23 protein-coding genes are annotated in these 26,171 nt (G+C 61.9%); 10 read left to right on the top strand and 13 right to left on the bottom strand.

Annotated features, from left to right (window positions below; genetic code table 11):
- Positions 1-131: 131 nt before the first annotated feature.
- The gene (tsaD, locus tag BJQ17_RS20460; RefSeq protein WP_011953302.1) at positions 132-1,157 is read left to right on the top strand and encodes a tRNA (adenosine(37)-N6)-threonylcarbamoyltransferase complex transferase subunit TsaD; all 1,026 of its coding nucleotides are present in this window, start codon (positions 132-134) and stop codon (positions 1,155-1,157) included.
- Between the two features lie 17 nt (positions 1,158-1,174).
- Here tsaD and plsY read toward each other — a convergent pair whose 3' ends face one another.
- Positions 1,175-1,744 carry a glycerol-3-phosphate 1-O-acyltransferase PlsY gene (gene plsY, locus BJQ17_RS20455; protein ID WP_004576187.1) on the bottom strand — a complete coding sequence of 190 codons (570 nt, stop codon included), beginning with the start codon at positions 1,742-1,744 and terminating at the stop codon, positions 1,175-1,177.
- A 74-nt stretch (positions 1,745-1,818) separates the two neighbouring features.
- Between plsY and folB the strand changes: the two genes are divergently transcribed.
- Together folB and folK are read left to right on the top strand one after the other, a co-directional pair.
- Positions 1,819-2,175: a dihydroneopterin aldolase gene (gene folB / locus BJQ17_RS20450; protein ID WP_003255570.1), complete on the top strand. Its 357-nt coding sequence runs from the start codon at positions 1,819-1,821 to the stop codon at positions 2,173-2,175.
- Positions 2,166-2,675: a 2-amino-4-hydroxy-6-hydroxymethyldihydropteridine diphosphokinase gene (folK, locus tag BJQ17_RS20445; RefSeq protein ID WP_003255569.1), complete on the top strand. Its 510-nt coding sequence runs from the start codon at positions 2,166-2,168 to the stop codon at positions 2,673-2,675. The genes folB and folK overlap by 10 nt, the downstream gene beginning before the upstream one ends.
- 186 nt (positions 2,676-2,861) lie before the next feature.
- Here folK and BJQ17_RS20440 read toward each other — a convergent pair whose 3' ends face one another.
- From BJQ17_RS20440 to BJQ17_RS20390, 11 genes are all read right to left on the bottom strand, one after another.
- The gene (locus tag BJQ17_RS20440; RefSeq protein WP_070096563.1) at positions 2,862-3,968 is read right to left on the bottom strand and encodes a multifunctional CCA addition/repair protein; all 1,107 of its coding nucleotides are present in this window, start codon (positions 3,966-3,968) and stop codon (positions 2,862-2,864) included.
- A gap of 55 nt (positions 3,969-4,023) precedes the next feature.
- Positions 4,024-5,592 carry a SpoVR family protein gene (locus BJQ17_RS20435; protein ID WP_070096562.1) on the bottom strand — a complete coding sequence of 523 codons (1,569 nt, stop codon included), beginning with the start codon at positions 5,590-5,592 and terminating at the stop codon, positions 4,024-4,026.
- Positions 5,589-6,860 (bottom strand): YeaH/YhbH family protein, encoded by a 1,272-nt coding sequence (locus BJQ17_RS20430; RefSeq protein ID WP_003255564.1) that lies wholly within the window; start codon positions 6,858-6,860, stop codon positions 5,589-5,591. Before BJQ17_RS20430 ends, BJQ17_RS20435 begins: the two co-directional genes overlap by 4 nt.
- Before the next feature lie 155 nt (positions 6,861-7,015).
- Complete coding sequence (locus tag BJQ17_RS20425) at positions 7,016-8,938, bottom strand: PrkA family serine protein kinase (RefSeq protein WP_003255563.1); 1,923 nt, start codon at positions 8,936-8,938, stop codon at positions 7,016-7,018.
- A gap of 284 nt (positions 8,939-9,222) precedes the next feature.
- Positions 9,223-9,555: a thiosulfate sulfurtransferase GlpE gene (glpE, locus tag BJQ17_RS20420; protein ID WP_003255562.1), complete on the bottom strand. Its 333-nt coding sequence runs from the start codon at positions 9,553-9,555 to the stop codon at positions 9,223-9,225.
- A gap of 14 nt (positions 9,556-9,569) precedes the next feature.
- Positions 9,570-10,436 (bottom strand): symmetrical bis(5'-nucleosyl)-tetraphosphatase, encoded by an 867-nt coding sequence (locus tag BJQ17_RS20415; RefSeq protein ID WP_004576191.1) that lies wholly within the window; start codon positions 10,434-10,436, stop codon positions 9,570-9,572.
- A complete protein-coding gene (apaG, locus tag BJQ17_RS20410; protein WP_003255559.1) occupies positions 10,436-10,816 on the bottom strand; it encodes a Co2+/Mg2+ efflux protein ApaG in 381 nt (126 codons plus the stop codon). The genes BJQ17_RS20415 and apaG overlap by 1 nt, the downstream gene beginning before the upstream one ends.
- Before the next feature lie 197 nt (positions 10,817-11,013).
- Positions 11,014-11,817, bottom strand: coding sequence for a 16S rRNA (adenine(1518)-N(6)/adenine(1519)-N(6))-dimethyltransferase RsmA (rsmA, locus tag BJQ17_RS20405; RefSeq protein ID WP_003255558.1), 804 nt, complete (start codon positions 11,815-11,817; stop codon positions 11,014-11,016).
- On the bottom strand, positions 11,814-12,803 hold the full coding sequence (gene pdxA / locus BJQ17_RS20400; RefSeq protein ID WP_003255557.1) for a 4-hydroxythreonine-4-phosphate dehydrogenase PdxA: 990 nt from the start codon (positions 12,801-12,803) through the stop codon (positions 11,814-11,816). The genes rsmA and pdxA overlap by 4 nt, the downstream gene beginning before the upstream one ends.
- The gene (gene surA / locus BJQ17_RS20395; protein ID WP_019750284.1) at positions 12,800-14,125 is read right to left on the bottom strand and encodes a peptidylprolyl isomerase SurA; all 1,326 of its coding nucleotides are present in this window, start codon (positions 14,123-14,125) and stop codon (positions 12,800-12,802) included. The genes pdxA and surA overlap by 4 nt, the downstream gene beginning before the upstream one ends.
- Positions 14,100-16,907, bottom strand: coding sequence for an LPS-assembly protein LptD (locus BJQ17_RS20390; protein ID WP_054888492.1), 2,808 nt, complete (start codon positions 16,905-16,907; stop codon positions 14,100-14,102). Before BJQ17_RS20390 ends, surA begins: the two co-directional genes overlap by 26 nt.
- A 130-nt stretch (positions 16,908-17,037) precedes the next feature.
- Here BJQ17_RS20390 and BJQ17_RS20385 point away from each other — a divergent pair, with 130 nt between their 5' ends.
- From BJQ17_RS20385 to BJQ17_RS20375, 3 genes are read left to right on the top strand one after another with little or no spacing between them, the layout of a single operon-like run.
- On the top strand, positions 17,038-18,057 hold the full coding sequence (locus tag BJQ17_RS20385) for an aminoglycoside phosphotransferase family protein (protein ID WP_011953308.1): 1,020 nt from the start codon (positions 17,038-17,040) through the stop codon (positions 18,055-18,057).
- The gene (gene murU / locus BJQ17_RS20380) at positions 18,054-18,725 is read left to right on the top strand and encodes an N-acetylmuramate alpha-1-phosphate uridylyltransferase MurU (protein WP_003255553.1); all 672 of its coding nucleotides are present in this window, start codon (positions 18,054-18,056) and stop codon (positions 18,723-18,725) included. Before BJQ17_RS20385 ends, murU begins: the two co-directional genes overlap by 4 nt.
- 1 nt (position 18,726) lies before the next feature.
- Entirely contained in the window at positions 18,727-19,494 is a 768-nt protein-coding gene (locus BJQ17_RS20375) for a TerB family tellurite resistance protein (RefSeq protein WP_003255552.1), read from the top strand.
- Between the two features lie 27 nt (positions 19,495-19,521).
- Here BJQ17_RS20375 and BJQ17_RS20370 read toward each other — a convergent pair whose 3' ends face one another.
- Positions 19,522-20,520: an alpha/beta hydrolase family protein gene (locus BJQ17_RS20370; RefSeq protein WP_070096561.1), complete on the bottom strand. Its 999-nt coding sequence runs from the start codon at positions 20,518-20,520 to the stop codon at positions 19,522-19,524.
- A 95-nt stretch (positions 20,521-20,615) separates the two neighbouring features.
- Between BJQ17_RS20370 and BJQ17_RS20365 the strand changes: the two genes are divergently transcribed.
- The 4 genes from BJQ17_RS20365 (at position 20,616) to BJQ17_RS20350 (ending at position 26,141) form a co-directional block, all read left to right on the top strand.
- The gene (locus tag BJQ17_RS20365) at positions 20,616-23,003 is read left to right on the top strand and encodes a PAS domain S-box protein (RefSeq protein WP_004576194.1); all 2,388 of its coding nucleotides are present in this window, start codon (positions 20,616-20,618) and stop codon (positions 23,001-23,003) included.
- Between the two features lie 7 nt (positions 23,004-23,010).
- Positions 23,011-23,643: a response regulator transcription factor gene (locus BJQ17_RS20360; RefSeq protein WP_173401663.1), complete on the top strand. Its 633-nt coding sequence runs from the start codon at positions 23,011-23,013 to the stop codon at positions 23,641-23,643.
- Positions 23,644-23,941: 298 nt separating this feature from the next.
- A complete protein-coding gene (locus tag BJQ17_RS20355; RefSeq protein ID WP_003255547.1) occupies positions 23,942-25,066 on the top strand; it encodes an ABC transporter ATP-binding protein in 1,125 nt (374 codons plus the stop codon).
- A gap of 40 nt (positions 25,067-25,106) precedes the next feature.
- The gene (locus tag BJQ17_RS20350; RefSeq protein ID WP_070096560.1) at positions 25,107-26,141 is read left to right on the top strand and encodes an ABC transporter substrate-binding protein; all 1,035 of its coding nucleotides are present in this window, start codon (positions 25,107-25,109) and stop codon (positions 26,139-26,141) included.
- The last annotated feature ends 30 nt before the right edge of the window (positions 26,142-26,171 follow it).

Here is a 26,171-nt window from a genome sequence, read left to right as displayed (position 1 = left end):
TTTCAAGGGTTGCGGATGTTAACCCTTAGCAAGCCGGAATGCAAAGCCTCTGATCGAAAACCGCTGGTCGGCACCCGACACGGGGACTATCATGCGCGGCTTCGAATTCAGCCCCCACAAGGGACGAGCCCATGCTAGTACTGGGATTGGAAACATCCTGCGACGAAACCGGCGTCGCATTATACGACAGTGAACGCGGTTTGTTGGCCGACGCACTGTTCAGCCAGATCGACCTGCACCGCGTCTTCGGCGGCGTGGTGCCCGAGCTTGCCTCGCGTGATCACGTCAAGCGAATGCTGCCGCTCATCCGCCAGGTGCTGGACGAGGCAGGCTGCGTTGCCACCGAAATCGACGCCATCGCCTACACCGCGGGTCCCGGCCTGGTCGGTGCCCTGCTGGTGGGCGCTTCCTGCGCCCAGGCGCTGGCCTTTGCCTGGGACATCCCGGCGATCGGTGTGCACCACATGGAGGGTCACCTGCTGGCACCCATGCTGGAAGAAAACCCGCCAGCGTTTCCGTTCGTCGCTTTGTTGGTTTCCGGTGGCCATACCCAGCTGGTTCGGGTCGATGGCATCGGTCAGTACGAACTGTTGGGCGAGAGCCTGGACGATGCTGCCGGTGAAGCGTTCGACAAGACCGCCAAGCTGATCGGCCTCAATTACCCAGGCGGTCCGGAAATTGCGCGTCTGGCCGAACAAGGTGTGGCCGGGCGCTTCGTCTTCCCGCGGCCAATGACCGATCGGCCAGGCCTGGAATTCAGCTTCAGTGGCCTCAAGACCTTCGCCCTGAACACTTGGCAGCAATGCAAGAATGCTGGCGACGACAGTGAGCAAACCCGTTGCGACCTGTCCCTGGCATTCCAGCAGGCGGTGGTGGAGACTTTGACCATCAAGTGCAAGCGGGCGCTCAAGCAGACCGGCCTCAAGCGGCTGGTCATCGCGGGTGGCGTGAGTGCCAACAAGGCCCTGCGCGCGTCCCTGGAGGACATGCTCGGTAGCATCAAGGGCAACGTGTACTACGCGCGCCCGCAATTCTGTACCGACAATGGTGCGATGATCGCCTACGCCGGTTGCCAGCGCCTGCTGGCCGGGCAGCAGCAAGACCTGGCGATCAGCGTGCAGGCACGCTGGCCGATGGAACAGTTGCCGCCGCTGTAAGGCAGCGCGTCGAAGGTTCAGAAGTGCCGTTCGCGCCCTGCAAACAAGTCGCGCAGGTTGTTGCGGTGGCGCCACACGATCATCACAGTCAGTACGCTGATCGGCAGCAGGGCTTCGGGCTCGCGCCAGGCCAGCAATGGCAAGGTGAGTGGCGTGGCAATCAGTGCGGCCAGTGAGCTGGTACGCGTGAGGTAGAAGGTCAGCAGCCAGGCGCCGATGGCCAGCAGCGCGGCCGGGAAATACAGGCCCATGAGCATGCCGGCAGCCGTCGCCACGCCCTTGCCGCCCTTGAAACGGAAGTACAGGGGGAACAGATGGCCCAGCACCGCGCATATGCCCACCCAGGCCTGCGCGTGCAGGTCCAGCCCGGCAACGCGGGCGAGCAATACCGGCAAAAGGCCCTTGCACAGGTCGCCAAGCAGGGTCAGGATCGCCAGTTTACGGCCTGCCAGGCGTAGCATGTTGGTGGCGCCGGCATTGCCTGAGCCGCTGGAACGTGGGTCCGGGCTGCCCGAGAGGCGGCTGAGAACAATGGCGAAGGACAGCGAGCCGAGCAGGTAGGCGAGCAACGCCAGTAACCAAAACATGCTAACTATTCCGGGCGAGGACGCCTTGATTCTAACGGCGCCAGTCGCCCTTGTCGTGCTGTGGAGAGAAGTGCTTGGACAGAGTGTTCATCGAAGGCCTGGAAGTCGATACCGTTATCGGTGCCTATGACTGGGAGCGGGATATTCGCCAGTGCTTGCGCCTGGACCTGAGCTTTGCCTGGGACAACCGCCCGGCCGCCGCCGGAGACGACCTGAGCCTGGCGCTGGATTACGCCAGTGTGTCGGCGCGCATCCAGGCGTTTGCCGAACAGGCCCGTTTCGAGCTGGTTGAAACATTTGCCGAGCGCCTGGTGGCCACCCTGATGGACGAGTTCCACATCCCTTGGGTGCGCTTGAAGCTGACCAAGCCGGGCGCGGTGCCGGCGGCCCGTGGTGGTGTAGGCGTGGAGATCGAGCGCGGATGTCTTTGAGCACGGTTTACCTGGGCTTGGGCAGCAATATCGACCGTGAGGCGCATTTGTGCGCCGGGCTCGATGCGTTGGCTGGCATCCTGACCGACATGCGCTGTTCGCCGGCATTCGAAAGCCAGGCGGTGGGCATCAAGAGCGGGCCGTTCATCAACTTCGTGGTGACCGGGCAAACCGCGTTGCCGTTGATCGAGCTGGACCGCCGGCTGAAGTTCATCGAGGCCGACAATGGCCGCTATGCCCCGGACCGCAAAGGGTTGCCGCTGGATATCGACGTGCTGATGTATGACGATTTGCACGGTACCTTCGATGGGCTGGTATTGCCCCGGGCCGAGATCCTGAAGAACGCTTTTGTGCTGTGGCCGCTGTCGTTGCTGGCACCCGACCTGGTGCATCCAGGGGTGGGCAAGCGCATGGCGCAGCTGTGGCAGGAAGCGCAGATCGATCAGGTACTGGCCCCGGTCGCCTTTGAGTGGCGCGGGTTGCAGTTGACGCCCGCTTAAGCCTGTATCGGCCTCTTCGCGGGTTTACCCGCGAATACGGTGGCGGCTGCGACGGTGAACCGCGGGTGGAAATTGGCCAGCAGGTCCGGCCCTTTCGCGGGTAAACCCGCTCCTACAACGGGCTGTGCCCAACCCTCGATGTGTGCCCCTGTAGGAGCGGGTTTACCCGCGAAGAGGCCGGTAGGTCTAACCGCGCTGGTAAGCTTCGAGCGCTTTCAGCCGTTCACCTTTGAGTGCTTCGCCCAGTGCCTGCCCCGTGAGCCCGGCTTGCACCAACGGCTTCACATCCACCGCTCGCGCCGCCGCTGCTGCGCGTCGCAGGTAATCGGCCTGTGGGTAACCCTGCTCGCCATCGCCCCGCGCTGCCATCTCGCAAACGACCAAAAAATCCTCAAATCGCTGCGGCCGTCGGTAAACATCGAACTTCTGCAACAGCTCCAGCAGTGCCGTGGCAGGCAGTTCGAGCGCCTGATTACCCTGCGCCAGGCATTCCCCGGTCAGCATGGCCAGTTCCTGGCACTCACGCGGTGCCTTCAGGCGCTGGTTGACGGCTTTGATTGATGTCGGTGACAACCCCCGCAACAGGCAGGCCCAGCGCACGTGCAGCGGTTGTTCGTGCACCGCTGCCTGCTCCAGCGCCGCCAATGTCCGGGAGCTGTCATCGAGCTCTGGCAGCAGCTCCTGCAGGGCCCCGCACGCGCTCAGCACCTTGAAGAACACCTGCGGTTGCACTTCCATCAGCGCGCGCTCGATTTCCTTCCAGCTGCGCTCGGCAGTGAGTGCCTGCAGTTCGCCCGAGGCACTGATCTGGCGCATCAGCGCCAAGGTTTCATCGGCAACCCGGAACCCCAGTGGTGCGTAACGGGCAGCAAAGCGTGCAACACGCAGCACGCGCAAAGGATCTTCGGCGAATGCCGGGGAAACATGGCGTAGCAGGCGTTGATCCAGATCGTTCCTGCCTTGGTAGGGGTCGTAGACCGTGCCCGCCTCATCCTCGGCCATCGCATTGATGGTGAGGTCGCGACGGATCAGGTCCTCTTCCAGGGTTACGTCGGGGCTGGCGTGAAAAGTGAACCCGCCGTAGCCTCGCCCACTCTTGCGCTCGGTGCGCGCCAGGGCGTATTCCTCACCGGTTTTCGGGTGCAGGAACACCGGAAAATCGGCACCCACCGGCCGATAGCCCTTGGCGAGCATTTCTTCGACGGTGGCGCCCACCACCAGCCAGTCGATATCGCTGACAGGGCGGCCGAGCAGGCGGTCGCGCACGGCGCCGCCAACTTTGTAGATGTGCATGTGCAGCTCTCCATAACTGCCGACAGGATAACCCGTCGGCGGTCATGGGGTTGCATCAGAGGTGGTGGATAACAGCCAGGTCCATGCGGCCGTAGTCGGCGCTTTCGCTATGCTCGCCGCGCGGCGGCATGTGGTGAGTACTCATCACTTGCTCGCCTTGCACGGTCTCCAGGTGGATATCGAAGCCCCACAGGCGATGCAGGTGCTTGAGCACTTCGTCGGTCGAGTCGCCCAGCGGTTTGCGGTTGTGTTGCTGGTGTCGCAGGGTCAGTGAGCGGTCTCCGCGGCGGTCGACGCTCCAGATCTGTACGTTTGGTTCGCGGTTGCCCAGGTTGTACTGCGCTGCCAGCTGCTCCCGAATCACCCGGTAGCCGGCCTCATCATGGATGGCGGGCACCAGCAGGTCGTCGCGCTGGTCGTCATCGAGGATGCTGAACAACTTGAGGTCGCGCATCACCTTGGGCGACAGATACTGCAGGATGAAGCTCTCGTCCTTGAAGCTGCTCATGGCGAACTTGATGGTAGAAAGCCAGTCACTGCCGGCAATGTCGGGGAACCAGTGGCGATCTTCTTCGGTGGGGTTTTCGCACATGCGGCGGATGTCGGTGTACATCGCAAAGCCCAGCGCGTAGGGGTTGATGCCGCTGTAGTACGGGCTGTCGAAGCCGGGCTGGAACACCACGCTGGTGTGCGACTGCAAGAACTCCATCATGAAGCCTTCGGTAATCAGCCCCTCGTCGTACAGGTCGTTCATCAGGGTGTAGTGCCAGAAGGTTGCCCAGCCTTCGTTCATCACCTGGGTCTGGCGCTGCGGGTAGAAGTACTGGGCGATCTTGCGCACGATGCGCACTACTTCACGCTGCCAGGGTTCAAGCAGCGGGGCGTTCTTCTCGATGAAATACAGGATGTTTTCCTGCGGTTCGGCGGGGAAGCGCCCCTCATCGCGGTCGTTACCCTTTTCGGCGTTTTTCGGAATTGTCCGCCAAAGGTCGTTGATCTGACGCTGAAGGTGCTCTTCGCGCTCCTGTTGCCGGCGCCGCTCTTCTTCGGCAGAAATAGGGTAAGGCCGCTTGTAGCGGTCGACACCGTAGTTCATCAGGGCATGGCAGGAGTCGATCAAGTCCTCCACAGCATCGATACCGTGGCGCTCTTCGCACTGGGCAATGTACTGCTTGGCGAACACCAGATAGTCGATGATCGAACTGGCGTCAGTCCAGGTACGGAATAGGTAATTGCCTTTGAAAAAACTGTTATGGCCGTAGCACGCGTGCGCAACCACCAGTGCCTGCATGCACATGGTGTTTTCTTCCATCAGGTAGGCGATACAAGGGTCGGAGTTGATCACGATCTCGTAGGCCAGGCCCATCTGGCCGCGGCTGTAGGACTTTTCCGTACTGAGGAACTGCTTGCCGTAGGACCAGTGGTGGTAGCCCAGCGGCATGCCGACCGAGGCGTAGGCGTCCATCATCTGTTCGGCAGTGATGACCTCGATCTGGTTGGGGTAGGTGTCCAGGGCGTAACGCTCGGCCAAGCGGCTGATTTCCCGGTCGTAGGTCTGGATCAGCTCGAACGTCCACTCGGACCCAGTGGAAATGGGTTGGCGTCTCTGTGCTCTGGCGGTCATGTGGCTAACCTGCGCTGGAAGAGTTCACGGAAGACCGGGTAGATATCGCCGGCCGATACCAACTGCTGCTGGGCGAACGTGTCGGGGAAAGCATCTCCGATACGCTCGTATTCATACCACAGCGCCTGGTGTTCACGGGGGGTGATCTCAACGTAAGTGTAGTACTGCACATGCGGCATGATCTGTTTGGAGAGGATGTCGCGGCAGATGGGCGAGTCGTCGTTCCAGTTGTCGCCATCAGAAGCCTGCGCGGCATAGATGTTCCAGTCGCTGGCCGGGTAGCGCTCGGCCATGATCTCCTGCATCAGCTTGAGGGCACTGGAGACGATGGTGCCGCCGGTTTCCCGCGAGTAGAAGAACTCTTCTTCATCGACTTCCCGGGCACTGGTGTGGTGGCGAATGAACACGACTTCGATGCGCTCGTAGTTACGCTTGAGGAACAGGTACAGCAGGATGAAGAAGCGCTTTGCGATGTCCTTGGTGGCCTGGGTCATCGAGCCGGATACGTCCATCAGGCAGAACATCACTGCCTTCGAGCTGGGGTTGGGTTGCTTGACCAGCAGGTTGTACTTGAGGTCGAAGGTGTCGAGGAAGGGCAGGCGGTTGATACGTGCCTTCAGGCGCTCGATTTCCTGTTCGACTTCCTGGATATCGGTGAAATTGTCTGGCTCTTCGACCCGCAGGCGATCGAGTTCCTTTTGTGCTTCGCGCAGCAGGGCGCGGCTGCTGCCGGTCAGGGCGATACGCCGGGCATGGGCCGAGCGCAGGGTGCGCACGATGTTGATGCGTGACGGGTTGCCTTCGTTGGCGATGCCGGCGCGAACAGTCTTGAAGGTATCGGCGCCAGTCAGGTGACGTTTGACCAGGTTGGGTAGCTCAAGGTCTTCGAACATGAATTCGAGAAATTCTTCCTGGGTGATCTGGAAGACGAACTCGTCCATGCCCTCGCCGGAATTGCCGGCCTTGCCGCGACCGCCACCGCCTCCACCGCCTTGCGGCCGTGGAATGTGTTCACCGGCAGTGAACTCTTTGTTGCCAGGATGCACGATCGTCTGTTTGCCCCCGCGACCATGATGCAAGACGGGTTCGTCGATGTCGCGCCCGGGAATACTGATCTGCTCGCCGTGTTCCATATCCATGATGGAACGGCGGCTCACCGCCTCTTCGACGGCCTTCTTGATATGTTCGCGGTACCGCCGCAGGAAGCGCTGGCGGTTGACCGTGCTCTTGTTCTTGCCGTTCAGGCGTCGGTCTATAACGTAGCTCATGGTCCCTCCGGTGACTGGATGCAGCTGCAACCCACAAGCTGCAAGCCACAAGCTTCAAGCTGCAAGAAAGAACAGCCACCGCCGCTGCAAGCTGTGACGCGGGCAGCAATGCCAACGCCAGGCAGCTTGCAGCTTGCGGCTCGTAGCTTGCCGCTTTATTGCGATTTCCTGACCCGCAGGTACCATTCCGACAGCAGGCGCACCTGTTTGTCGGTATAGCCACGCTCCACCATCCGGGTGACGAAGTCGTTGTGTTTCTTCTGGTCCTCTTTGCTGGCCTTGGCGTTGAAGCTGATGACCGGCAGCAGGTCTTCGGTGTTGGAGAACATTTTCTTCTCGATCACGACCCGCAGCTTTTCATAACTCAGCCAGCTTGGATTCTTGCCATTGTTGTTAGCGCGTGCGCGCAGTACGAAGTTGACGATCTCGTTGCGGAAGTCTTTCGGGTTGCTGATGCCAGCCGGTTTCTCGATCTTTTCCAGTTCCTCGTTGAGCGCAATGCGGTTGAGAATTTCGCCGGTTTCCGGGTCGCGGTATTCCTGATCCTGGATCCAGAAGTCTGCATACAACACGTAGCGGTCGAAGATGTTCTGGCCGTATTCGCTGTAGGACTCCAGGTAGGCGGTCTGGATTTCCTTGCCGATAAACTCGATGTAGCGCGGTGCCAGGTATTCCTTCAGGTAGCGCAGATAGCGTTCGCGCACTTCAGCCGGGAATTGCTCCTGTTCGATCTGCTGTTCGAGGACATACAGCAGGTGCACCGGGTTGGCGGCAATTTCGTGTGGGTCGAAGTTGAACACCTTGGACAGGATCTTGAAGGCGAAGCGCGTCGACAGGCCGTTCATGCCTTCGTCGACACCCGCAGAGTCCCTGTACTCCTGGATCGACTTGGCCTTTGGATCGGTGTCCTTGAGGTTTTCCCCGTCGTAAACGCGCATCTTGGAATAGATATTGGAGTTCTCTGGCTCTTTCAGGCGCGAAAGCACCGTGAACTGAGCCAGCATCTTGAGCGTATCTGGCGCACAGTGGGCCTTGGACAGCGAGCTGTTGACCAGCAGTTTGTCGTAGATCTTGATTTCATCGCTGACCCGCAGGCAGTACGGCACCTTGACGATATAGATCCTGTCGATGAACGCTTCGTTGTTCTTGTTGTTACGGAAGGTGTGCCACTCCGATTCGTTGGAGTGCGCCAGCAGAATCCCGGTATAGGGAATCGCCCCAAGGCCTTCAGTACTGTTGTAGTTGCCTTCCTGGGTGGCGGTGAGCAAGGGGTGCAGGACCTTGATCGGCGCCTTGAACATTTCGACGAATTCCATCAGGCCCTGGTTGGCCCGGCACAGCGCGCCCGAGTAGCTATAAGCATCGGCGTCGTTCTGTGGGTATTCCTCAAGTTTGCGGATATCGACCTTGCCGACCAGGGCCGAGATGTCCTGGTTGTTTTCATCGCCGGGTTCGGTCTTGGCAATGGCGATCTGGTTAAGAATCGACGGGTACAGCTTCACCACCTTGAACTTGGAGATGTCCCCGCCAAACTCCTGCAGGCGCTTGGTGGCCCAAGGCGACATGATGGTGTTGAGGTAGCGCCGTGGGATGCCGAACTCTTCCTCGAGAATGGCCCCATCTTCGGTGGCATTGAACAAGCCCAGAGGTGACTCGAATACCGGCGAGCCCTTGATCGCGTAGAACGGCACCTTTTCCATCAGCTGCTTGAGTTTTTCCGCCAGCGAGGACTTGCCGCCGCCTACCGGGCCCAGCAGATAAAGGATCTGTTTCTTCTCTTCCAGGCCTTGGGCGGCGTGGCGGAAGTACGACACGATCTGGTCGATGCACTCTTCCATGCCATGGAAGTCGGCAAAGGCCGGATAGCGGCGGATAACCTTGTTGGAGAAGATGCGCGACAGCCTGGAGTTGGTAGAGGTGTCGATCAGTTCTGGCTCACCGATGGCCAGCAACAGCCGTTCGGCCGCCGATGCGTAGGCACTGCGATCCTCTTTGCACAGCTCGAGGTACTCCTGCAGCGAGAGTTCTTCCTGGCGCGTAGACTCGAAACGTTGTTGGAAGTGGCTAAAAATACTCATGACGTCACCTCGCTCGATACGTGGAGACGACGCCGGATCAGTCAGCTGATGCTGGCATGCAACCGGGTTGGCCGATTGCTGTATACCCCCCAGAACACCCTGTAACGCTACCGATGACCCGCACGCCGGTGTACCGGCTCTCCCCTTTTTTGGATGGCCTGAGCTTAAGCGTAGTTGGTTATCTGCAAGGTCAAGGGGCGAGGAGGGCAGAAGTTACGAATGACCGTTCGTCAGATAAGCCGCAAGCCCGCACGGGGCGCGGGCTGCAGGAAAAATTAAAAAAATTATTCAGTGCTGCCTTGGGCGGTCTCGGCCGGGTAGGTCGCACGCCACAGTTCGAAGCCGCCGTCCACGCTGTACACGTCGGAGAAACCCTGGCCTACCAGGTAGGCGGCAGCGCTTTGGCTGGAATTGCCGTGATAGCAGACCACCAGGGTTGGCGCGTCGAGGTCGGCGTTGCGGATGAAATCGGCGACCGAGTGGTTATCCAGGTGCCGGGCGCCGGTGATGTGGCCGGCGGCGAAGGCCTGTGGGTCGCGAATGTCGACGACGACCGCACCTTCTTTCTTGCGAAGCTCCAAGGCCTGCTCAGGAGGGATGCGCTTGAATTCGCTCATGGGTACTACTTCCTTCAGGTGTGGTCGTTGAGTGTAGTGGGTTGTGCCGGCTGGCGCAGGGTGCCGTCGTCGGCGCAGTCGCAGCGGTGGTATTCGCCGCTGTCGACGTTGTACAGGGTCATGGCGCCGCCCCATACGCAGCCAGTGTCCAGGGCGATGACGTCGGGCTCGGTGACCTCACCCTGCAGAGCGGCCCAATGGCCAAAGATGATCTTCACATGGCGTGAGCGGCGGTCCTTGTGCGCGTACCAGGCTTTGTAGCCTTTGGGCGCGCTACCCAGGCCTTCCTTGCTCTTGAGGTCGAGTTTGCCATCGGCCGTGCAGAAGCGCATGCGGGTGAAGTAGTTGGTGATGACCCGCAGGCGTTCGACGCCGGCGAGGTTCTTGCTCCACTTGTTCGGCTCGTTGCCATACATGCCGTCGAGGTACAGCTGCAGGCGGGTGTCGTCACGCAGCACTTCCTCGACCTCGGCAGCGAGCTCCAGGGCTTTGCCAAGGGTCCATTGTGGCGGTATGCCGGCATGAACCAGGGCGATGCCGCGGGGCTCGTCGTAATGCAGCAGCTTTTGCTGGCGCAGCCAGTCGAACAGCTGGTCAGCGTCCGGCGCTTCGATGATCTCGCGCAGTGTGTCGCTTTTCTTGAGGCGCTCGACGTTGTGCCAGGCGGCCAGCAGGTGCAGGTCATGGTTGCCCAGCACGCAGACCAGTGAATGACGGATCGAGTACAGGAAGCGCAGGGTTTCCAGTGACTCGGGGCCGCGGTTGACCAGGTCGCCGACCAGCCACAGGCGGTCGACGGCGGGGTTGAAACTGACGCGATCGAGCAGGCATTTGAGTGGCTGCAGGCAGCCCTGCAGGTCACCGACGGCGTAGGTGGCCATCAGTGCAGCGCTCCGGGCACTGCCAGCCGAAAGGGGGCAATCTCGGCGTCGAAGCGCTTACCGTCTTCGGCGAACATCTGGTAGCTGCCCTGCATGGTGCCAACGCGGGTGCTGATGACGGCACCACTGCTGTAAGTGTGGCTCTGGCCTGGGTCGATGTTGGGTTGCTGGCCGACCACACCGGCGCCGCGGACTTCCTCTACCTCGCCGTCACCGTTGGTGATCAGCCAGTGGCGCGACAGCAACTTGGCGCTGAGCGAGCCGTTGTTCTGCACGGTAATGGTGTAGGCGAAAGCGAAGCGACTGTTTTCGGGGTCGGATTGTTCTTTCAGGTAGCGGGTCACGACGCTGACGTCGATTTGATAGCGGGGGTCGGACATGCAAGGGCCTTGGGCGAACTGACGCAATAATGCAGTCTAGGCCATTGGGAGGGGGGAGGGCCAGCGGTGATCGGGCTTGGGGGGTGTGTTGTCTGTGCCGGCCTCTTCGCGGGTAAACCCGCTCCTACAAGGGGTCGCACAGGATTTGAGGGTTGTGCGATCCCTTGTGGCCCGCGAAGCGGCCGGTACGGGCTAAATCAGGCTTGTTGCTGATCCGCCAGCTGGTCAGCCAGGCGCACGAAGGCTGCCAGGTCGAGCTGTTCAGGGCGCAGGCTGCCATCAACGCCGGCAGCCTCGATGGCGGCGCTGTCCAGCAGGCCTTTCATGGTGTTGCGCAGCGTCTTGCGGCGCTGGTTGAACGCTTCGCGAACGACACGCTCCAGCAGCAGGTGGTCCTTGGCCGGGAACGGCAGCACTTCGTGCGGCACCAGGCGGACGATTGCCGAATCCACTTTCGGGGGTGGGTTGAAGGCACCAGGGCCGACATTGAACAGGTGCTCCACGCGGCAGTGGTACTGCACCATGATCGACAAGCGCCCCCAGTCACCGCCGCCAGGACCGGCGGCCATGCGCTCGACCACTTCCTTCTGCAGCATGAAATGCATGTCGCGGATCAGCCCGGCGTGGCTGAGCAGGTGGAAGATCAGCGGGGTGGAGATGTTGTAGGGCAGGTTGCCAACCACCTTGAGGCTGCGCGGCGGCACGCCCAGCTGGTTGAAGTCGAACTTCAGGGCGTCACCCTGGTGCAGGCGGAAGTTGCTGCGATCAGCGAACTTGTGCTGCAGGATCGGCACCAGGTCTTTGTCCAGCTCCACCACGTCCAGCTGTGCGCCACTGCCCAGCAGGCCTTCGGTCAGGGCGCCTTGGCCCGGGCCGATTTCCAGCAGGTGTTCGCCGGCCTTGGCGTTGATGGCACGCAGGATGCGGTCGATGATACCGGCGTCGTGCAGGAAGTTCTGGCCGAAGCGCTTGCGCGCCCGGTGTTGGTATTGCTCGTTCATGGTCGGTTCTCGGCCATCTGGTAGGCGGTTTCCAGTGCGACGCGCAGGCTGCCGGTGTCGACTTTGCCAGTGCCGGCCAGGTCGAGGGCGGTGCCGTGGTCAACCGACGTGCGGATGATTGGCAGGCCCAAGGTCACGTTCACTGCTGCGCCGAAGCCTTTGTACTTGAGTACGGGAAGGCCCTGGTCGTGGTACATCGCCAGCACCGCATCGCAGTGCTCCAGATATTTGGGGGTAAACAGGGTATCGGCCGGCAGCGGCCCGCGCAGGTCCATGCCTTCGGTGCGCAGGCGGGCCAGGGTCGGCTCGATGATGTCGATTTCTTCGCGGCCCAGGTGGCCGCCCTCGCCCGCGTGCGGGTTGAGGCCACACACCAGGATACGCGGGTTGGCAATGCCGAACTTGTCGCGCATGTCGGCATGCAGGATACGGGTTACACGTTCGACGCGCTCTGCAGTGATAGCGTCGGCAACATCACGCAGTGGCAGGTGCGTGGTCACCAGGGCCACGCGCAGGCCGCGGGTGGCCAGCATCATTACCACTTGTGCGGTGCGGGTCAGTTCGGCAAGGAATTCGGTATGCCCGGAAAAGGCGATACCGCTTTCGTTGATCACTCCCTTGTGAACCGGGGCCGTGATCATCCCGGCGAAGTGCCCGTCCAGGCAGCCTTGCCCCGCGCGGGTCAGGGTTTCCAGCACGAACGCTGCGTTGGCCTTGTCCAGCTGGCCTGGCACCACCGGAGCCGCCAAGGGGGTATCCCAGACGTACAGGCTACCTGCGGGTGCCGGGAGGTCAGGCCATTGGCCCGGGGCTACCGGCAGCAGGCTGACGGCCAGCCCCAGCTGCGTGGCCCGCTCGGCGAGCAGGTCACGGCTGGTGATGGCGATCAGGGGGTGGGGCTGGGCGTCTGCGGCGAGCAGCAGGCACAGGTCGGGGCCTATGCCGGCCGGCTCGCCGGGGGTGACGGCGAAGCGCAGGGGCTTCACTGGGCGGCCTGGTCAGCGCCAGGCAGCTTGATTTCAACGTAGGCTTCGTCGCGGATCTGGCGCAGCCAGGTTTGCAGCTCTTCGTCGTACTTGCGGTTGCGCAGTACGCTCAGGGCCTGCTGTTCGCGAGCCTGCTCGGTGCTGTCGGTGGCGCGGCGGCCCAGCACTTCCAGAACGTGCCAGCCGTACTGGGTCTTGAACGGTTTGGTCACCACGCCTTGCTGGGCATTGGCCATCTGTTCACGGAACTCCGGTACCAGGCTGTTCGGATCGACCCAGTTGAGGTCGCCGCCGTTGAGTGCCGAACCCGGGTCTTCCGAGAAGCTCTTGGCCAGTTCGCCGAAGTCTTCGCCGTTCTTGATCCGATCGTACAGGCGCTCGGCCAGCTGCTGGGTGGCCGCCTCGCTGCGGATCTCGCTTGGCTTGATCAGGATGTGGCGTACATGCACTTCGTCACGCAGTACGTTCTCGCTGCCGCCGCGCTTCTCCTCAAGCTTGAGGATGATGAAGCCGTTGGGGATGCGAATAGGCTGGGTAATTTCGCCCACTGGCATGCTGCTGAGCATCTTGGCGAAGTCAGGTGGCAGCTGACCGGCTTTACGCCAGCCCATCTCGCCGCCTTCCAGGGCGTTTTCGCTGGCCGAGTTGGCAATCGCCATCTGGCCGAAGTCAGCACCCTGGCGCAGTTGCTGGTAAACGTCACCGACCTTGCGCGCAGCCTTCTGGATATCGTCCGAGTTGGCGGCTTCCGGGGTCGGGATGAGGATGTTGGCCAGGCGGTACTCTTCCGACATCTGCATCTTGCCCAGGTCCGAGGCCAGGAAGTTCTTCACTTCCTGCTCGGACACCTGGATGCGTTCGGCAACGCGGCGTTGGCGCACGCGGCTGATGATCATCTCGCGCTTGACCTGCTCGCGAGCGTCGTCGAACGACAGGCCGTCATGGGCCAGCGCCGCGCGGAACTGGTCCAGCGACATGCCATTGCGCTGGGCAATGGTGCCAATGGCCTGGTTCAGCTCTTCGTCGGTGATGCGGATGCCAGAGCGCTCGCCGATCTGCAGCTGCAGGTTCTCGACGATCAGGCGTTCCAGGACCTGCTGTTCCAGGGCGCTGGTCGGCGGCACGCCGCCGCCGCGCTTGGCGATGGTTTGCTGGACCTCATGGACACGCTGGTCCAGCTGGCTTTGCATGACCACGTCGTTGTCGACGATAGCCACCACGCGATCAAGAGGTTGCACCGCGGCATGCACCGCGCCACTCAGTAAAGCGACGCCCAGCAACACTGGGCGCAGACGATCAATAAGCTTGGTCTTCACGTTCACGGTAACCTTGAATGCCTTGGTCGAGGAAAGACTCGACCTTGTTGCCAACTACGCCGCCGAGGCCTTTCAGGACGATCTGAAGGAAGACACCGTGGTCGCCTTTTTCGTTCTGTGGAAGGGCCTGGCTGAAATCGTCGTAGTCGATCCAGTAACGGTTGATCAGGCGCAGCTTCCAGCAGCAGTTGTCGTATTCGAAACCACCCATGGCTTCCAGGGTACGGTTGCGGTTGTAGTCATGCTGCCAGCGAGCGATTACGTTCCACTGCGGCACGATCGGCCAGATGACCGAGAAGTCGTGCTGCTGGATCTTGTAGTAATCCTTGATGTAGTTCGGATCGCCCGGGGTGCCATAGTCACCGCCGCCCACTTTCCAGGTACCCGTGGTCGAGTCGTAGGCAATGGTGTCGTTACGGTAGCGATAACCGAGGTTGACGATCTTGTTCGGGTTGTCTTCAGGCTGGTAGTGGAACATCGCGCTGCCCGAGCGGGTGCTGCGGCTGTCCGGGTCCCAGTTGAAGTCCGAATTGAGGCGCCAGTCGCGGTTGAAGTAGTAGTTGTACACCAGGGCGTATGGCGATACATCGGACTGCGCGTCCTTGCGGGTGCGGTAGTCGATGCCTGGCAGCTGGACCTTGCGGTCTTTGAAGTAGTAGGCCTGGCCGATGCTGAAGTTCTGGCGCTCGAAGCCGTTGTCTTCGATCCAGCGTGTGGTCACGCCCAGCGACAGTTTGTTTTCGTCGCCGATACGGTCAGTGCCGCTGAAGCGGTTGTCGCGGAACAGCGAATCGTAGCTGAACAGGGTTTCGCCGGTATCGAACAGCGGGATGTCCTTCTGGTCCTTGTACGGAACATAGAGGTAGAACATGCGCGGTTCGAGGGTTTGACGGTAATTGTTGCCAAACAGCGAGGTGTTGCGGTCGAAGTACAGGCCGCTGTCGACGCTGAAGATTGGCACGTCGCGGCTAACAGAGCTGTCGTAGCTTCCGTACGCGCCTGGATCGGCGGCTTGCAAGGCGATTGCATCGGCTTTGCCTTTGCTGTCCAGATCAAGATCGTACTGGGTGTAGGCGTATTTCAGTTTGGGTGTGAGGAACCCATAGCTGGCTGTCATTGGATAGCTGACTGACGGCGCGACATTCAGGCGCGTGCCGTTGGCCCGCTCGATACCTCGAATATTTTCGTCAAGCCGACGACCATCGGGCCCCGCTGTGAGGTCCAGGTTGCCGTCCTTATCGAACACAGTGTCGTTCTTCAAGTCACGTTCGAAGCGCGCGGCCTCGGTTTCGTAAGCGAAGTTCAACCCCCCTGGCTGAGAAGGCAGTACGCCATTGAGGGTAATCTGCGGCAGTCGATCATAAGGCGTGATCTGCGAAATGGTCGCCGCCTCATAGGCATGTACGTTCAGCCGCGCGGTGTAGCTATCGCCCCGGTAGGTCAATGCACCCTGCTGATTCAGGAAGTCGCGGCTTTCCACGCCAATCTGGTCAGATTCCAGGTCCTGGAAGTAGAACGGGTCGCTGATGTCGGTGTAGTCCACCTCGGTCATCAGGCGTTCGTCCAGGCCACCCTTGTGCTGCCAGTTGACCATCCAGCGCTGATCTTTGTAATCCGTCTGATCTTTGCGGTCGTCGTTCTTGTCGTTCAGGTAGGCGCCGCCGAACTGGCCTTCGCTGGAAGGTGTCAGGTAGCGGAACTCGCCTTCCATCAGCAGGCCGCGCTTGGCCATGTAACGCGGGTACAACGTGGCGTCGTAGTTAGGCGCCAGGTTGAAGTAGTACGGCGTGACCAGCATGAAGCCGGTGTCGCTGCTGGTGCTGAACGAGGGTGGCAGGAAGCCGGACTGGCGACGGTCGTCAATCGGGAAGTAGATGTACGGTGTATAGAACACCGGGAAATCCTTGACCCGTAGCGTAACGTTGGTCGCAGTACCGAAACCGGTGGCCGGGTTCAGGGTGATGTTGTTGCCCTTCAGCTGCCAGGCGTTGCTGCCCGGTTCGCAGGTGGTGTACGTACCGTCTTTGAGGCGAATGATGGCGTTTTCGCCACGCTTGGCGTACAGGGCACTGCCGCGGATGTGCGACTTGTGCATCACGTATTCGGCGTTGTCGACCTGGGCTTCGCCAGTGTCGAGCTGGATCTGGGCCTCGTCACCGACCACCAGCGAACCGTTGTCACGGATCTTGACGTTGCCCTTGAGCTCGCCACGGTTTTCGGCCTGGTAGAGGTTGGCCTCGTCGGCTTCGGCCTGCATGCTGCCTTGGCGCATTACCACGTCACCGGCGAGGGTAGCGACCTGCTGCTCCTGCTGGTACTTGGATACCTTGGCATTGATGTAGGTTGGCGACTCGTCCTTCGGCGTGGTGTCGGCCATGCCCGGGCGGGTTGGCTCGATATACGCGCCACCGCAGTACGGGCCGGTTTCAGCCAGCTGCGCGGCGGTGAGCTTTTCACGCGGAACCCAGTCCAGGTGGCTGTAGTCTTCGCTGCGCGACTTCAGACCACGGCCCTTGGCCTCGGTAACCAGCACGGGCCGGTCCGCAGTTTCGGCTTCGCCCGCCGCTTCGGTACCGGAGCTGACGGCTGCACCTTCGTGCACCGGGCGCGGTGGCAAGTTGTTGACTGGGGTTTTGGGCTTGCAGTCCCAACCACCGGCGGCGGACACTTGGCAGTCGAACTGTTCGGCTGCCACTACGTATGAGGTGGCCAGAGGTTGCAGGGCCAGCAGACCGCCGGTTACCAGCAACGGAAACTTTCTACGAAACGCGGGGGATTTCAATGCCATCTTATTAGTCCGGGCTTCCTGCGTGCCATCTGCCCGCGTGTGGGGCCGCACGCCTCTCGATGGTCTGAAAAAGATGCTGGATAATAAAGCATGACCCGCTTGACGGCTAGGGCCGTCGGAGACCCTTGCAATGCCTGAACACGATGTACGCCTGCAACAACTGACGGTCTGGCTCGATGAACAGCTCAATGATCTTTTCCGTGACAACGCCTGGGGCGAGGTGCCTGCAGGCAGCTTGACCGCTGCCAGCAGCGACGCCAGCTTCCGCCGCTATTTCCGCTGGCAGGGCGCTGGCCACAGTTTCGTGATCATGGATGCGCCCCCCCCGCAGGAGAACTGCCGACCGTTCGTCGCCATCGACCACCTGCTGGCCAGCGCTGACGTCCATGTGCCGCTGATCCACGCCCAGGACCTGGAACGCGGCTTTTTGTTGCTTGGGGATCTGGGCACTCAGACATACCTTGACATCATCAATGCCGACAACGCCGATGGCCTGTTCGCCGACGCCATCGATGCCCTTCTGAAGTTCCAGCGTTTGCCGATGGACGCGCCGCTGCCCAGCTACGACGACGCCCTGCTGCGCCGTGAAGTGGAACTGTTCCCCGAATGGTACGTGGGGCGTGAGCTGGGCCTGACCTTCACCGATGCACAGAAGGCCACCTGGCAGCGCGTCAGCCAGTTGCTGATCGACAGCGCCCTGGCGCAACCCAAGGTGCTGGTACACCGTGACTACATGCCGCGCAACCTGATGCAGAGCACCCCCAACCCTGGTGTGCTGGACTTTCAGGATGCGGTATACGGCCCGGTCACCTACGACATTACCTGCCTGTTCAAGGACGCCTTTGTCAGCTGGCCGCAGGCGCGGGTCGAAGGCTGGCTGAGCGACTACTGGCAGCGGGCACAGGCGGCTGGCATCCCGGTGCACGCCGAGTTCGAAGCCTTCCACCGCGCCAGTGACCTGATGGGCGTGCAGCGGCACCTGAAGGTGATCGGCATCTTCGCCCGTATCTGCCACCGCGACGGTAAGCCGCGTTACCTGGGCGACGTGCCGCGTTTCTTCGCCTATATAAATGAAGTGATCGGTCGCCGGCCCGAATTGGCGGAGCTGGGTGAGCTGATTGCCGAGTTGCAGGCCGGAGCGCGTGCATGAAGGCCATGATCCTGGCTGCGGGGAAGGGCGAGCGCATGCGCCCGCTGACCCTGCACACCCCAAAACCGTTGGTCCCGGTCGCCGGCCAGCCGCTGATCGAGTACCACCTGCGCGCCCTGGCGGCAGCGGGCGTGACCGAAGTGGTGATCAACCATGCCTGGCTTGGCCAGCAGATCGAGGACCATCTGGGCGACGGTAGCCGCTTCGGCCTGAGCATCCGCTATTCACCTGAAGGTGAACCGCTGGAAACCGGCGGCGGCATCTTCAAGGCCCTGCCTTTGTTGGGTGAGGCGCCGTTCCTGCTGGTGAATGGCGATGTGTGGACCGACTACGACTTCGCGCGTCTGCAGGCTCCCCTGCAAGGCCTGGCTCACCTGGTGCTGGTCGACAACCCTGGCCATCACGGCCGCGGTGACTTCCGCCTGATGGGCGAGCAGGTCGTTGACGGCGATGACGCGCCAGGCACGCTGACCTTCAGCGGCATTTCGGTGCTGCACCCGGCGCTGTTCGAAGGTTGCCAGGCGGGAGCCTTCAAGCTGGCACCGTTGCTGCGCCAGGCGATGGCGGCCGGCAAGGTATCTGGCGAACACTACCGTGGGCACTGGGTGGATGTTGGCACGCTTGAACGCCTGGCCGAGGCTGAGTCTCTGATTGGCGAGCGCGCCTGACATGTGGTGGCCAGGCACGGTGATTGGTGTGAGTGCCGGTTTTGCCGTTGCGAGCATACCGGGTGCCTTGCTCGGTGCGTTGCTTGGGCAGGCCATTGACCGCCGGCTGCGCTTGCAAGGCTGGGAAGACATGCGCGAACGCCTGGGTGGGCGCCCCGCATTACGCGATGACGAGTTGTTGTTCGTGATGCTCGGGCGCCTGGCCAAGTGCGATGGCCGGGTAGCCGAGCAGCATATCCAGCAGGCGCGTCAGGAGATGGTGCGCCTGGACCTGGCCGAGGCAGCCAGGCTGCGCGCCATCAATGCGTTCAACCGTGGCAAGGCGGGCAAGGACCGGCTTGGCGGGCACCTGCGGCGCATCAGTCAGCAGCCCCACGCGGCGGAAGGTACCTTGCGGGCCTGTTGGCGCATGGTCTGGGCTGACGGCAAGATGGGCAACAAGGAGCGTGAGCTGCTGCTCGACTGGGGGCAGAAGCTGGGCATGAGCCGACGCCAGGTGCAGGCTATGTCGCTGGAGTACGAGCCGCGCAAGGCCACGGGCGCAGAAAGCGTGCCCATGACCTACGCGGCAGCGTTGCGCTTGCTGGCGGTGGACGCAGACACCGACACCGATAAGGTCAAGCAGGCGTATCGTCGGCTTGTCAGTCGGCATCACCCGGACAAGCTGGCGGGTACTGGTGCCAGCGAGGCGCAGGTGCGTGAAGCGACCGCACGCACCCGTGAGTTGCACCAGGCCTATGCCATGATCCGCAAGCGGCGCGGCCTTTGACGCCCCGCCACAAGGATCAAGCCGAACTCAGCCCTGAGGGCTCATCCACCCCCGCACCCGGCGGAACAATTGCTCTTGTTCCGCCGCTTTGTTTCCTGGCATGGCAATCAATGACAATTGTCGGTACTGGCTATCCTTCTGCCGCTTGCTGGCCTGCAGCCGTTGCTGGGCTGCGTTGCGGTCAGCGCTGCGGGTGGCGTAGTAGATATCGGCCGTGGGTACCTTCAAGGTTGGGGCCAGGCTTTCCAGGTCCTGCTCCACCCGTGCAGGGGTCTGTGCAGCGACCATCACCAGTTTTTGTACCTGCGGTGGCTGCTTCTCGCTCAGGTAGCGCGCCGCCCAATATGCACCGCTACCATGGCCGATCAGTACGATGCTGCGGGCATTGTGTTGTTGGGCGAACGCCACGGCGGCATCCAGGCGGGCGAAGATGCGTTCGGCATCTGCCGGGTCGGCCTGCTCGCTGGCTTGTTCGGCATCGGTGCTTTCTGCTGTGTCGGCATCGGCCGCGGTGGCTTGGGCCACGTTGGCGTTGGCGTCGGCCGGTACGTCCTTGACCGGTGCGCTTTCGCCGTTGTCTGGCGCAGGTGCTGCCGGTGGTGTGGCTTCGACCCGTGCTTGCGGGCTGTCTGCGAGCAGGTCGGGCAGGCTTACGCTGAGGCTGTGCCAGCCGATATCAGGGAATTTTTGCCGCAGTGGGCCGACTGCATTTGGCCAGTCGGCCGTTTCGCCTGCACCGGGGACAATGATCACCGCCCCTTGCGGATCGTTGTCGTTGGCCGGCTTCCACAGGGCCAGGAAGCTGTCGGCACCGGCCTGCAGGGTCTGCTGCTCAGCCTTGGGCAGCAGCCGCTCCAGCGCCAGTGCATCCTCCTGGCTGCGTTCCAGCAAGGGTGGGCGTGGGGCCTCGGCAGCCGGTGCCATGGTATTTGCAGGTGGTTTTTCGGCATCGGCGGCCAGGGCGCCGAGTGGAAGGACCGAGGCCAGGCAGCACATTGCCAGCGTCGTGCGATAAAGTGTGGACATGAGTCAACCCAAGGCCAGAATGAAACCGGCAGCCTAATAGTATTTGCCCGTGACGGCCATGCTGCATGGCCGTCTTTGCCAAGTCGAGCGTATAGATGAAGCGAGTGCGTCGCCTGTTGGTTATCGGCTGCTTGTGGCTGCCCTTGATTGCCTGGGCCAAGCCCGAGGCGCTGCCCTCTGTGGTGCTGGAGCCTGACCAGCAGCAGTGGCTGGACACCCACCGCAGCCTGCGTGTCGGCCTGGTGTTGCAGGCGCCCTACGCCCAGTTCGACCGGCGTCTGCAGCAACTGTATGGGGCCAATGTGGAGCTGGTGAACAGCTTGGCGCAGGCGCTGCGGCTGGACCTCACCTGGCGTAACTTCAGTGACCAGGCCAGTTTGGAACATGCCCTGCAAAGCGGCGAAATCGACTTCGCCCCTGGCCTTACCCAGACGCCAGCCAGCCTGCGCCTGTGGCTATTTAGCGACCCGTACATGCGCGTGCCACAGCTGGTGGTGGGGCCGCGCACCGGGGCCATGGCCGTGGAGCTGGAAAAGCTTGAAGCCGAGCAACGCGTCGCGGTGCGCATGCCCAGCCCGCTGGCGGATTACCTGCGCGGCAACTACGGCAACCTCAACCTGCAGGGGGTGCCCGACGATCGTGAGGCCTTGCAACTGGTGGTAGGTGGCCAGGCCAGTTTCGCCGTGCTGGATGAAGCGCAGCTCAGCCGCCTGTCGCGCGAGAGCGAGTTCGGTGAGCTGGCGGTGGTCGGCGATATTGGCCTGCCGCAGCTGTTGCGTATCGGTTCGCGGCGCGACTGGCCGCTGCTGGCCGATGTACTTGAACGTGGCTTGCAGGCAGTGCCGGCCAAGGAGCTGGAACAACTGCATCAGCGCTGGTTGCAGCCGAAGTACCCGCGCCTGAGCGAGTCGCCGGGCTTCTGGCAGAACATGGCCTTGCTGTTCGGTCTGTTGCTGTTGTGTGCCTTGGCCACGCTGGTGTGGCAACGCCGTCAGCAGCGCCAGCTGGAGCGCAGCCTGTTGGCCGCGCGGGAGAGCCTTGTTGAACGCCAGGTGCGCGAAGAGGCGTTGCGCCTGAGCCAGTTCGCCATCGATCAGAGCACCGTGGGTATCCTCTGGGTCAACTGGGACAGCCATGTGCGTTACGCCAACCATGCCGCCGAGCGCATGTTGGGCTACAGCGAAGGGGCGTTGCTGGAGCGGCCGCTGAGCGACTTCGAGCCGAGCCTGAACATGGACCGTTGGCTGGAGCTGTGGAAAGGGGCGCGGACAGGGGCGGGGGGTGTCGGTCAGTTTGAGACGCAATGCCGGCGGGCTGATCAAAGCTTGCTACCCGTGGAGCTGTCACTGAGCTTTCTGCGCTTTCGTGATTCCGAATATCTGGTGGTCTACCTCGCCGATGTCACTGAGCGCCACCGTGCCTTGGCGGCCCTTCGCGAAAGTGAGGCGCGGCTCAAGGGCATTGCTGGCAACGTACCAGGGTTGGTGTTTCGCCTGGAACGTGACCCAGCCGAGGGCGATCTGGAGTTCCCCTATATCAGTGAGGGTAGCGAGGCATTGGTGGGTTATGCACCTAGCGAGATCCAGCACCCGCAGATGGGCCTGCGCAACCTGGTGCACCCCGAGGACCGTGCTGATTATCACAGGGTGCAGGACCTGGCCCTGGCCAGCGACCAGGACTGGTCCTGGCAGGGGCGCATCCTCACCCGGCAGGGCGAACAGCGCTGGGCCGATATCAAGGCCAGCGCCCGGCATCTGGGCAACGGCCAGGTGGTGTGGGACGGTGTAGTCTGGGACATCACACAGGGCAAGCGGGCCGAGCTGGCGCTGGCAAAGTCCCAGGAGCAGCTGCGCGAACTCTCGGCCCACCTGGAGAGCGTGCGTGAAGAAGAAAAAGCCCGTATCGCCCGGGAAGTGCATGATGAGCTGGGGCAGATGCTGACTGTGCTCAAGCTGGAAGTGTCGATGTGCGAGCTGGCCTATGCCGAGCTGGACCCTGGCCTGAATGATCGCCTGGCGAGCATGAAACGCCTGATTGCCCAGTTGTTCCAGTTGGTCCGCGATGTCGCCACTGCCTTGCGTCCGCCGATCCTCGATGCCGGCATTGCCTCGGCCATCGAATGGCAGGCGCGGCGTTTCGAGGCTCGCACGCAAATCCCCTGTCTGGTGCAAGTGCCCGATAATCTGCCAGCATTGAGTGATGCCAAGGCCACCGGGCTGTTTCGTATCCTCCAGGAGGCGCTGACCAATGTGATGCGTCACGCCCAGGCGCACAGCGTAGAGATTGAGCTGGTACGTGAGGGCGGACAGTTGCGCATGACGGTCAGTGATGATGGCCAAGGCTTTTGCCGCGAGCAGACCCGGCCTACCTCGTTTGGCCTGGTGGGTGTGCGCGAGCGGGTGCTGATGCTGGGGGGGAGCATGACGCTGGAAAGCGAGCCGGGCGAAGGCACCAGCCTGAGCGTGGCCATTCCGTTGGAGTAGGAGAGCAATCGTGATTCGAGTACTGGTGGCCGAAGACCACACCATTGTCCGTGAAGGCATCAAGCAGTTGATTGGCCTGGCCAAGGACATGCAAGTGGCGGGGGAGGCCGGTAATGGCGAGCAGTTGCTCGAAACCCTGCGCCACACACCGTGCGAGGTGGTACTGCTGGATATCTCGATGCCGGGTGTGAACGGCCTGGAGGCGATCCCGCGTATCCGTGCGCTGCACGATGCTCCAGCGATCCTGATGTTGTCGATGCACGATGAGGCACAGATGGCGGCGCGGGCGCTGAAGGCCGGTGCGGCGGGCTATGCCACCAAAGACAGTGATCCGGCGTTGTTGTTGACAGCGATTCGTCGGGTGGCCGGTGGCGGGCGTTATATTGACCCGTCGCTGGCCGACCGCATGGTGTTCGAAGTAGGCCTCACCGAATCCCGGCCGTTGCACACATTGCTCTCGGAGCGGGAGTTTTCGGTGTTCGAGCGCCTGGCCCAAGGCGCCAACGTCAACGACATCGCCCAGCAGTTGGCGCTGTCGAGCAAGACCATCAGCACCCACAAGGCACGCCTGATGCAGAAGTTGAAAGTGAACTCGCTGGCGGAGCTGGTGAAGTACGCCATGGAGCACAAGCTGGTCTGATTGCGACATGCCGTTTTGATGACTACGCCGCTCTTTATTGTAGGGTCGGGTTTACCCGCGAGGAAGTCTGGCCTGCCATCTGCGGTGCCTGAACCGGCCTATTCGAGGGTGAACCCGCTCCTGCAAGGGGGCGATGCAGCGCTGAGGTGAGTGTTCAAAACCCGCCATCCTTGTAGGGCGATCCCTACAACAAATCTTCCATCCGGATGATGGCATTCTCTCAGTACCCCCGATTTTCGGGCGCTTGCGTCTCTTCTACTCTTTTGCCTACGCAGTCATCCAACAAGAAGGTGCAGGCATGAGCGAGGCGAAGTCGAACGCTGCAACCGGCGAAACGCTGGTCAGCTTCCGTGGTGTGCAGAAGAGCTACGACGGCGAGTCGCTGATCGTCAAAGACCTCAACCTGGATATCCGCAAGGGCGAGTTCCTCACCCTGCTTGGCCCGTCCGGCTCGGGCAAGACCACCAGCCTGATGATGCTGGCGGGCTTCGAAACGCCCACCGCCGGTGAAATCCAGCTTGGCGGCCGCTCGATCAACAACGTGCCGCCGCACAAGCGTGATATCGGCATGGTGTTCCAGAACTACGCGCTGTTTCCGCACATGACCGTGGCCGAGAACCTGGCCTTTCCGCTGACCGTGCGCAACCTGAGCAAGACCGACATCAGCGAGCGGGTCAAACGAGTGCTGAACATGGTCCAGCTCGACGCTTTCGCCAAACGCTACCCCGGCCAGCTGTCTGGCGGCCAGCAGCAGCGTGTGGCGCTGGCCCGGGCATTGGTGTTCGAGCCGCAACTGGTGCTGATGGATGAGCCTCTTGGCGCGCTGGACAAGCAGCTACGCGAACACATGCAGATGGAGATCAAGCACATTCACCAGCGCCTGGGTGTAACCGTGGTGTACGTGACCCACGACCAGGGCGAAGCGCTGACCATGTCCGACCGCGTGGCGGTGTTCCACCAGGGCGAAATCCAGCAGATCGCCGACCCGCGCACGCTGTACGAAGAGCCCTGCAACACCTTCGTCGCCAACTTCATCGGCGAGAACAACCGCATCAGCGGCACCCTGCTGGCCAGTGATGGCAAACGTTGCCAGGTGCAGTTGCCTCGCGGCGAGCGGGTCGAGGCGCTGGCGGTGAATGTCGGCCAGGCCGGCGAGCCGGTGACCCTGTCGATACGCCCGGAGCGCGTGCGCCTGAACGGCCACAGTGAAAGCTGCGTGAACCGGTTCTCTGGCCGGGTGGCCGAATTCATTTACCTGGGCGACCACGTGCGGGTGCGTCTGGAGGTTTGCGGCAAAGGCGACTTCTTCGTGAAGCAGCCGATTGCCGAGCTCGACCCGGCGTTGGCCGTGGGCGATGTGGTACCGCTGGGCTGGGAGGTGGAGCACGCCCGCGCGCTCGATCCGATTGCCGAAGCCCATTGATGGATTGCTTCACCAACCCTGTACTGTGGAGAGAATAATAATGCGCAAGCAGTTGAAACTGACCGCCCTGGCTTTGGGGCTGTTCACCGCTGGCCAGGCCATGGCCGCAGACCTCACCGTGATCTCGTTCGGGGGCGCCAACAAGGCTGCCCAGGTCAAAGCGTTCTACGAACCCTGGGAAAAAGCGGGTAATGGCAAGATTGTCGCGGGTGAGTACAACGGCGAAATGGCCAAGGTCAAGGCGATGGTCGACACCAAGAGTGTGTCGTGGAACCTGGTAGAGGTTGAGTCGCCAGAGCTGGCGCGCGGCTGCGACGAGGGCATGTTCGAAGAGCTCGATCCAGCCCTGTTCGGCGATGAGGCCGACTACGTGCCTGGTGCCATTCAGCCTTGCGGCGTGGGCTTCTTCGTCTGGTCCACGGTCATGGCCTACAACGCTGACAAACTGAAGACCGCACCCACCAGCTGGGCGGATTTCTGGGACACCAAGAAATTCCCTGGCAAGCGCGGCCTGCGCAAGGGCGCCAAGTACACCCTGGAGTTCGCCCTGATGGCCGACGGTGTGGCACCGAAGGACGTGTATCAGGTACTGGGCACCAAAGAGGGTGTGGACCGCGCCTTCAAGAAACTCGATGAACTCAAGCCCAGTATCCAGTGGTGGGAAGCGGGTGCACAGCCGCCACAGTTCCTGGCCTCTGGCGACGTGGTCATGAGTTCTGCCTACAACGGGCGTATTGCCGCTGTGCAGAAAGAGAGCAACCTCAAAGTGGTGTGGAACGGCGGCATCTACGACTTTGATGCATGGGCGATCCCTAAGGGTGCCAAGAACGTCGAAGAGGCGAAGAAGTTCATCGCCTACAGCGTCAAGCCCGAGCAGCAGAAGATCTACTCCGAAAACATCGCCTATGGCCCGGCCAACTCCAAGGCCGTGAGCCTGCTGTCGGACGACGTGAAGAAAGACATGCCGACCACGCCTGAGAACATTGCCAACCAGGTGCAGATCGACGTGGCGTTCTGGGCCGACAACAGCGAGCAGCTGGAGCAACGCTTCAACGCCTGGGCGGCGAAGAAGTAAACGTCCAGTGTGTGGGGCCGCAACGCGGCC

The organism is Pseudomonas sp. NBRC 111139 (assembly GCF_001753955.1).
In the GTDB taxonomy this organism is placed as follows: Bacteria; Pseudomonadota; Gammaproteobacteria; order Pseudomonadales; family Pseudomonadaceae; genus Aquipseudomonas; species Aquipseudomonas alloputida.
This window is presented reverse-complemented; position numbering and strand designations above follow the sequence as displayed.

Excerpts from the sequence above, each read along its gene's own strand:
- tsaD (WP_011953302.1), top strand. The coding sequence starts at position 132 with ATGCTAGTACTGGGATTGGAAACATCCTGCGACGAAACCGGCGTCGCA.
- plsY (WP_004576187.1), bottom strand. The coding sequence starts at position 1,744 with ATGTTTTGGTTACTGGCGTTGCTCGCCTACCTGCTCGGCTCGCTGTCC.
- folK (WP_003255569.1), top strand. The coding sequence starts at position 2,166 with ATGTCTTTGAGCACGGTTTACCTGGGCTTGGGCAGCAATATCGACCGT.
- BJQ17_RS20440 (WP_070096563.1), bottom strand. The coding sequence starts at position 3,968 with ATGCACATCTACAAAGTTGGCGGCGCCGTGCGCGACCGCCTGCTCGGC.
- BJQ17_RS20435 (WP_070096562.1), bottom strand. The coding sequence starts at position 5,592 with ATGACCGCCAGAGCACAGAGACGCCAACCCATTTCCACTGGGTCCGAG.
- BJQ17_RS20430 (WP_003255564.1), bottom strand. The coding sequence starts at position 6,860 with ATGAGCTACGTTATAGACCGACGCCTGAACGGCAAGAACAAGAGCACG.
- BJQ17_RS20425 (WP_003255563.1), bottom strand. The coding sequence starts at position 8,938 with ATGAGTATTTTTAGCCACTTCCAACAACGTTTCGAGTCTACGCGCCAG.
- glpE (WP_003255562.1), bottom strand. The coding sequence starts at position 9,555 with ATGAGCGAATTCAAGCGCATCCCTCCTGAGCAGGCCTTGGAGCTTCGC.
- BJQ17_RS20415 (WP_004576191.1), bottom strand. The coding sequence starts at position 10,436 with ATGGCCACCTACGCCGTCGGTGACCTGCAGGGCTGCCTGCAGCCACTC.
- apaG (WP_003255559.1), bottom strand. The coding sequence starts at position 10,816 with ATGTCCGACCCCCGCTATCAAATCGACGTCAGCGTCGTGACCCGCTAC.
- rsmA (WP_003255558.1), bottom strand. The coding sequence starts at position 11,817 with ATGAACGAGCAATACCAACACCGGGCGCGCAAGCGCTTCGGCCAGAAC.
- BJQ17_RS20390 (WP_054888492.1), bottom strand. The coding sequence starts at position 16,907 with ATGGCATTGAAATCCCCCGCGTTTCGTAGAAAGTTTCCGTTGCTGGTA.
- BJQ17_RS20385 (WP_011953308.1), top strand. The coding sequence starts at position 17,038 with ATGCCTGAACACGATGTACGCCTGCAACAACTGACGGTCTGGCTCGAT.
- murU (WP_003255553.1), top strand. The coding sequence starts at position 18,054 with ATGAAGGCCATGATCCTGGCTGCGGGGAAGGGCGAGCGCATGCGCCCG.
- BJQ17_RS20375 (WP_003255552.1), top strand. The coding sequence starts at position 18,727 with ATGTGGTGGCCAGGCACGGTGATTGGTGTGAGTGCCGGTTTTGCCGTT.
- BJQ17_RS20370 (WP_070096561.1), bottom strand. The coding sequence starts at position 20,520 with ATGTCCACACTTTATCGCACGACGCTGGCAATGTGCTGCCTGGCCTCG.
- BJQ17_RS20365 (WP_004576194.1), top strand. The coding sequence starts at position 20,616 with ATGAAGCGAGTGCGTCGCCTGTTGGTTATCGGCTGCTTGTGGCTGCCC.
- BJQ17_RS20355 (WP_003255547.1), top strand. The coding sequence starts at position 23,942 with ATGAGCGAGGCGAAGTCGAACGCTGCAACCGGCGAAACGCTGGTCAGC.
- BJQ17_RS20350 (WP_070096560.1), top strand. The coding sequence starts at position 25,107 with ATGCGCAAGCAGTTGAAACTGACCGCCCTGGCTTTGGGGCTGTTCACC.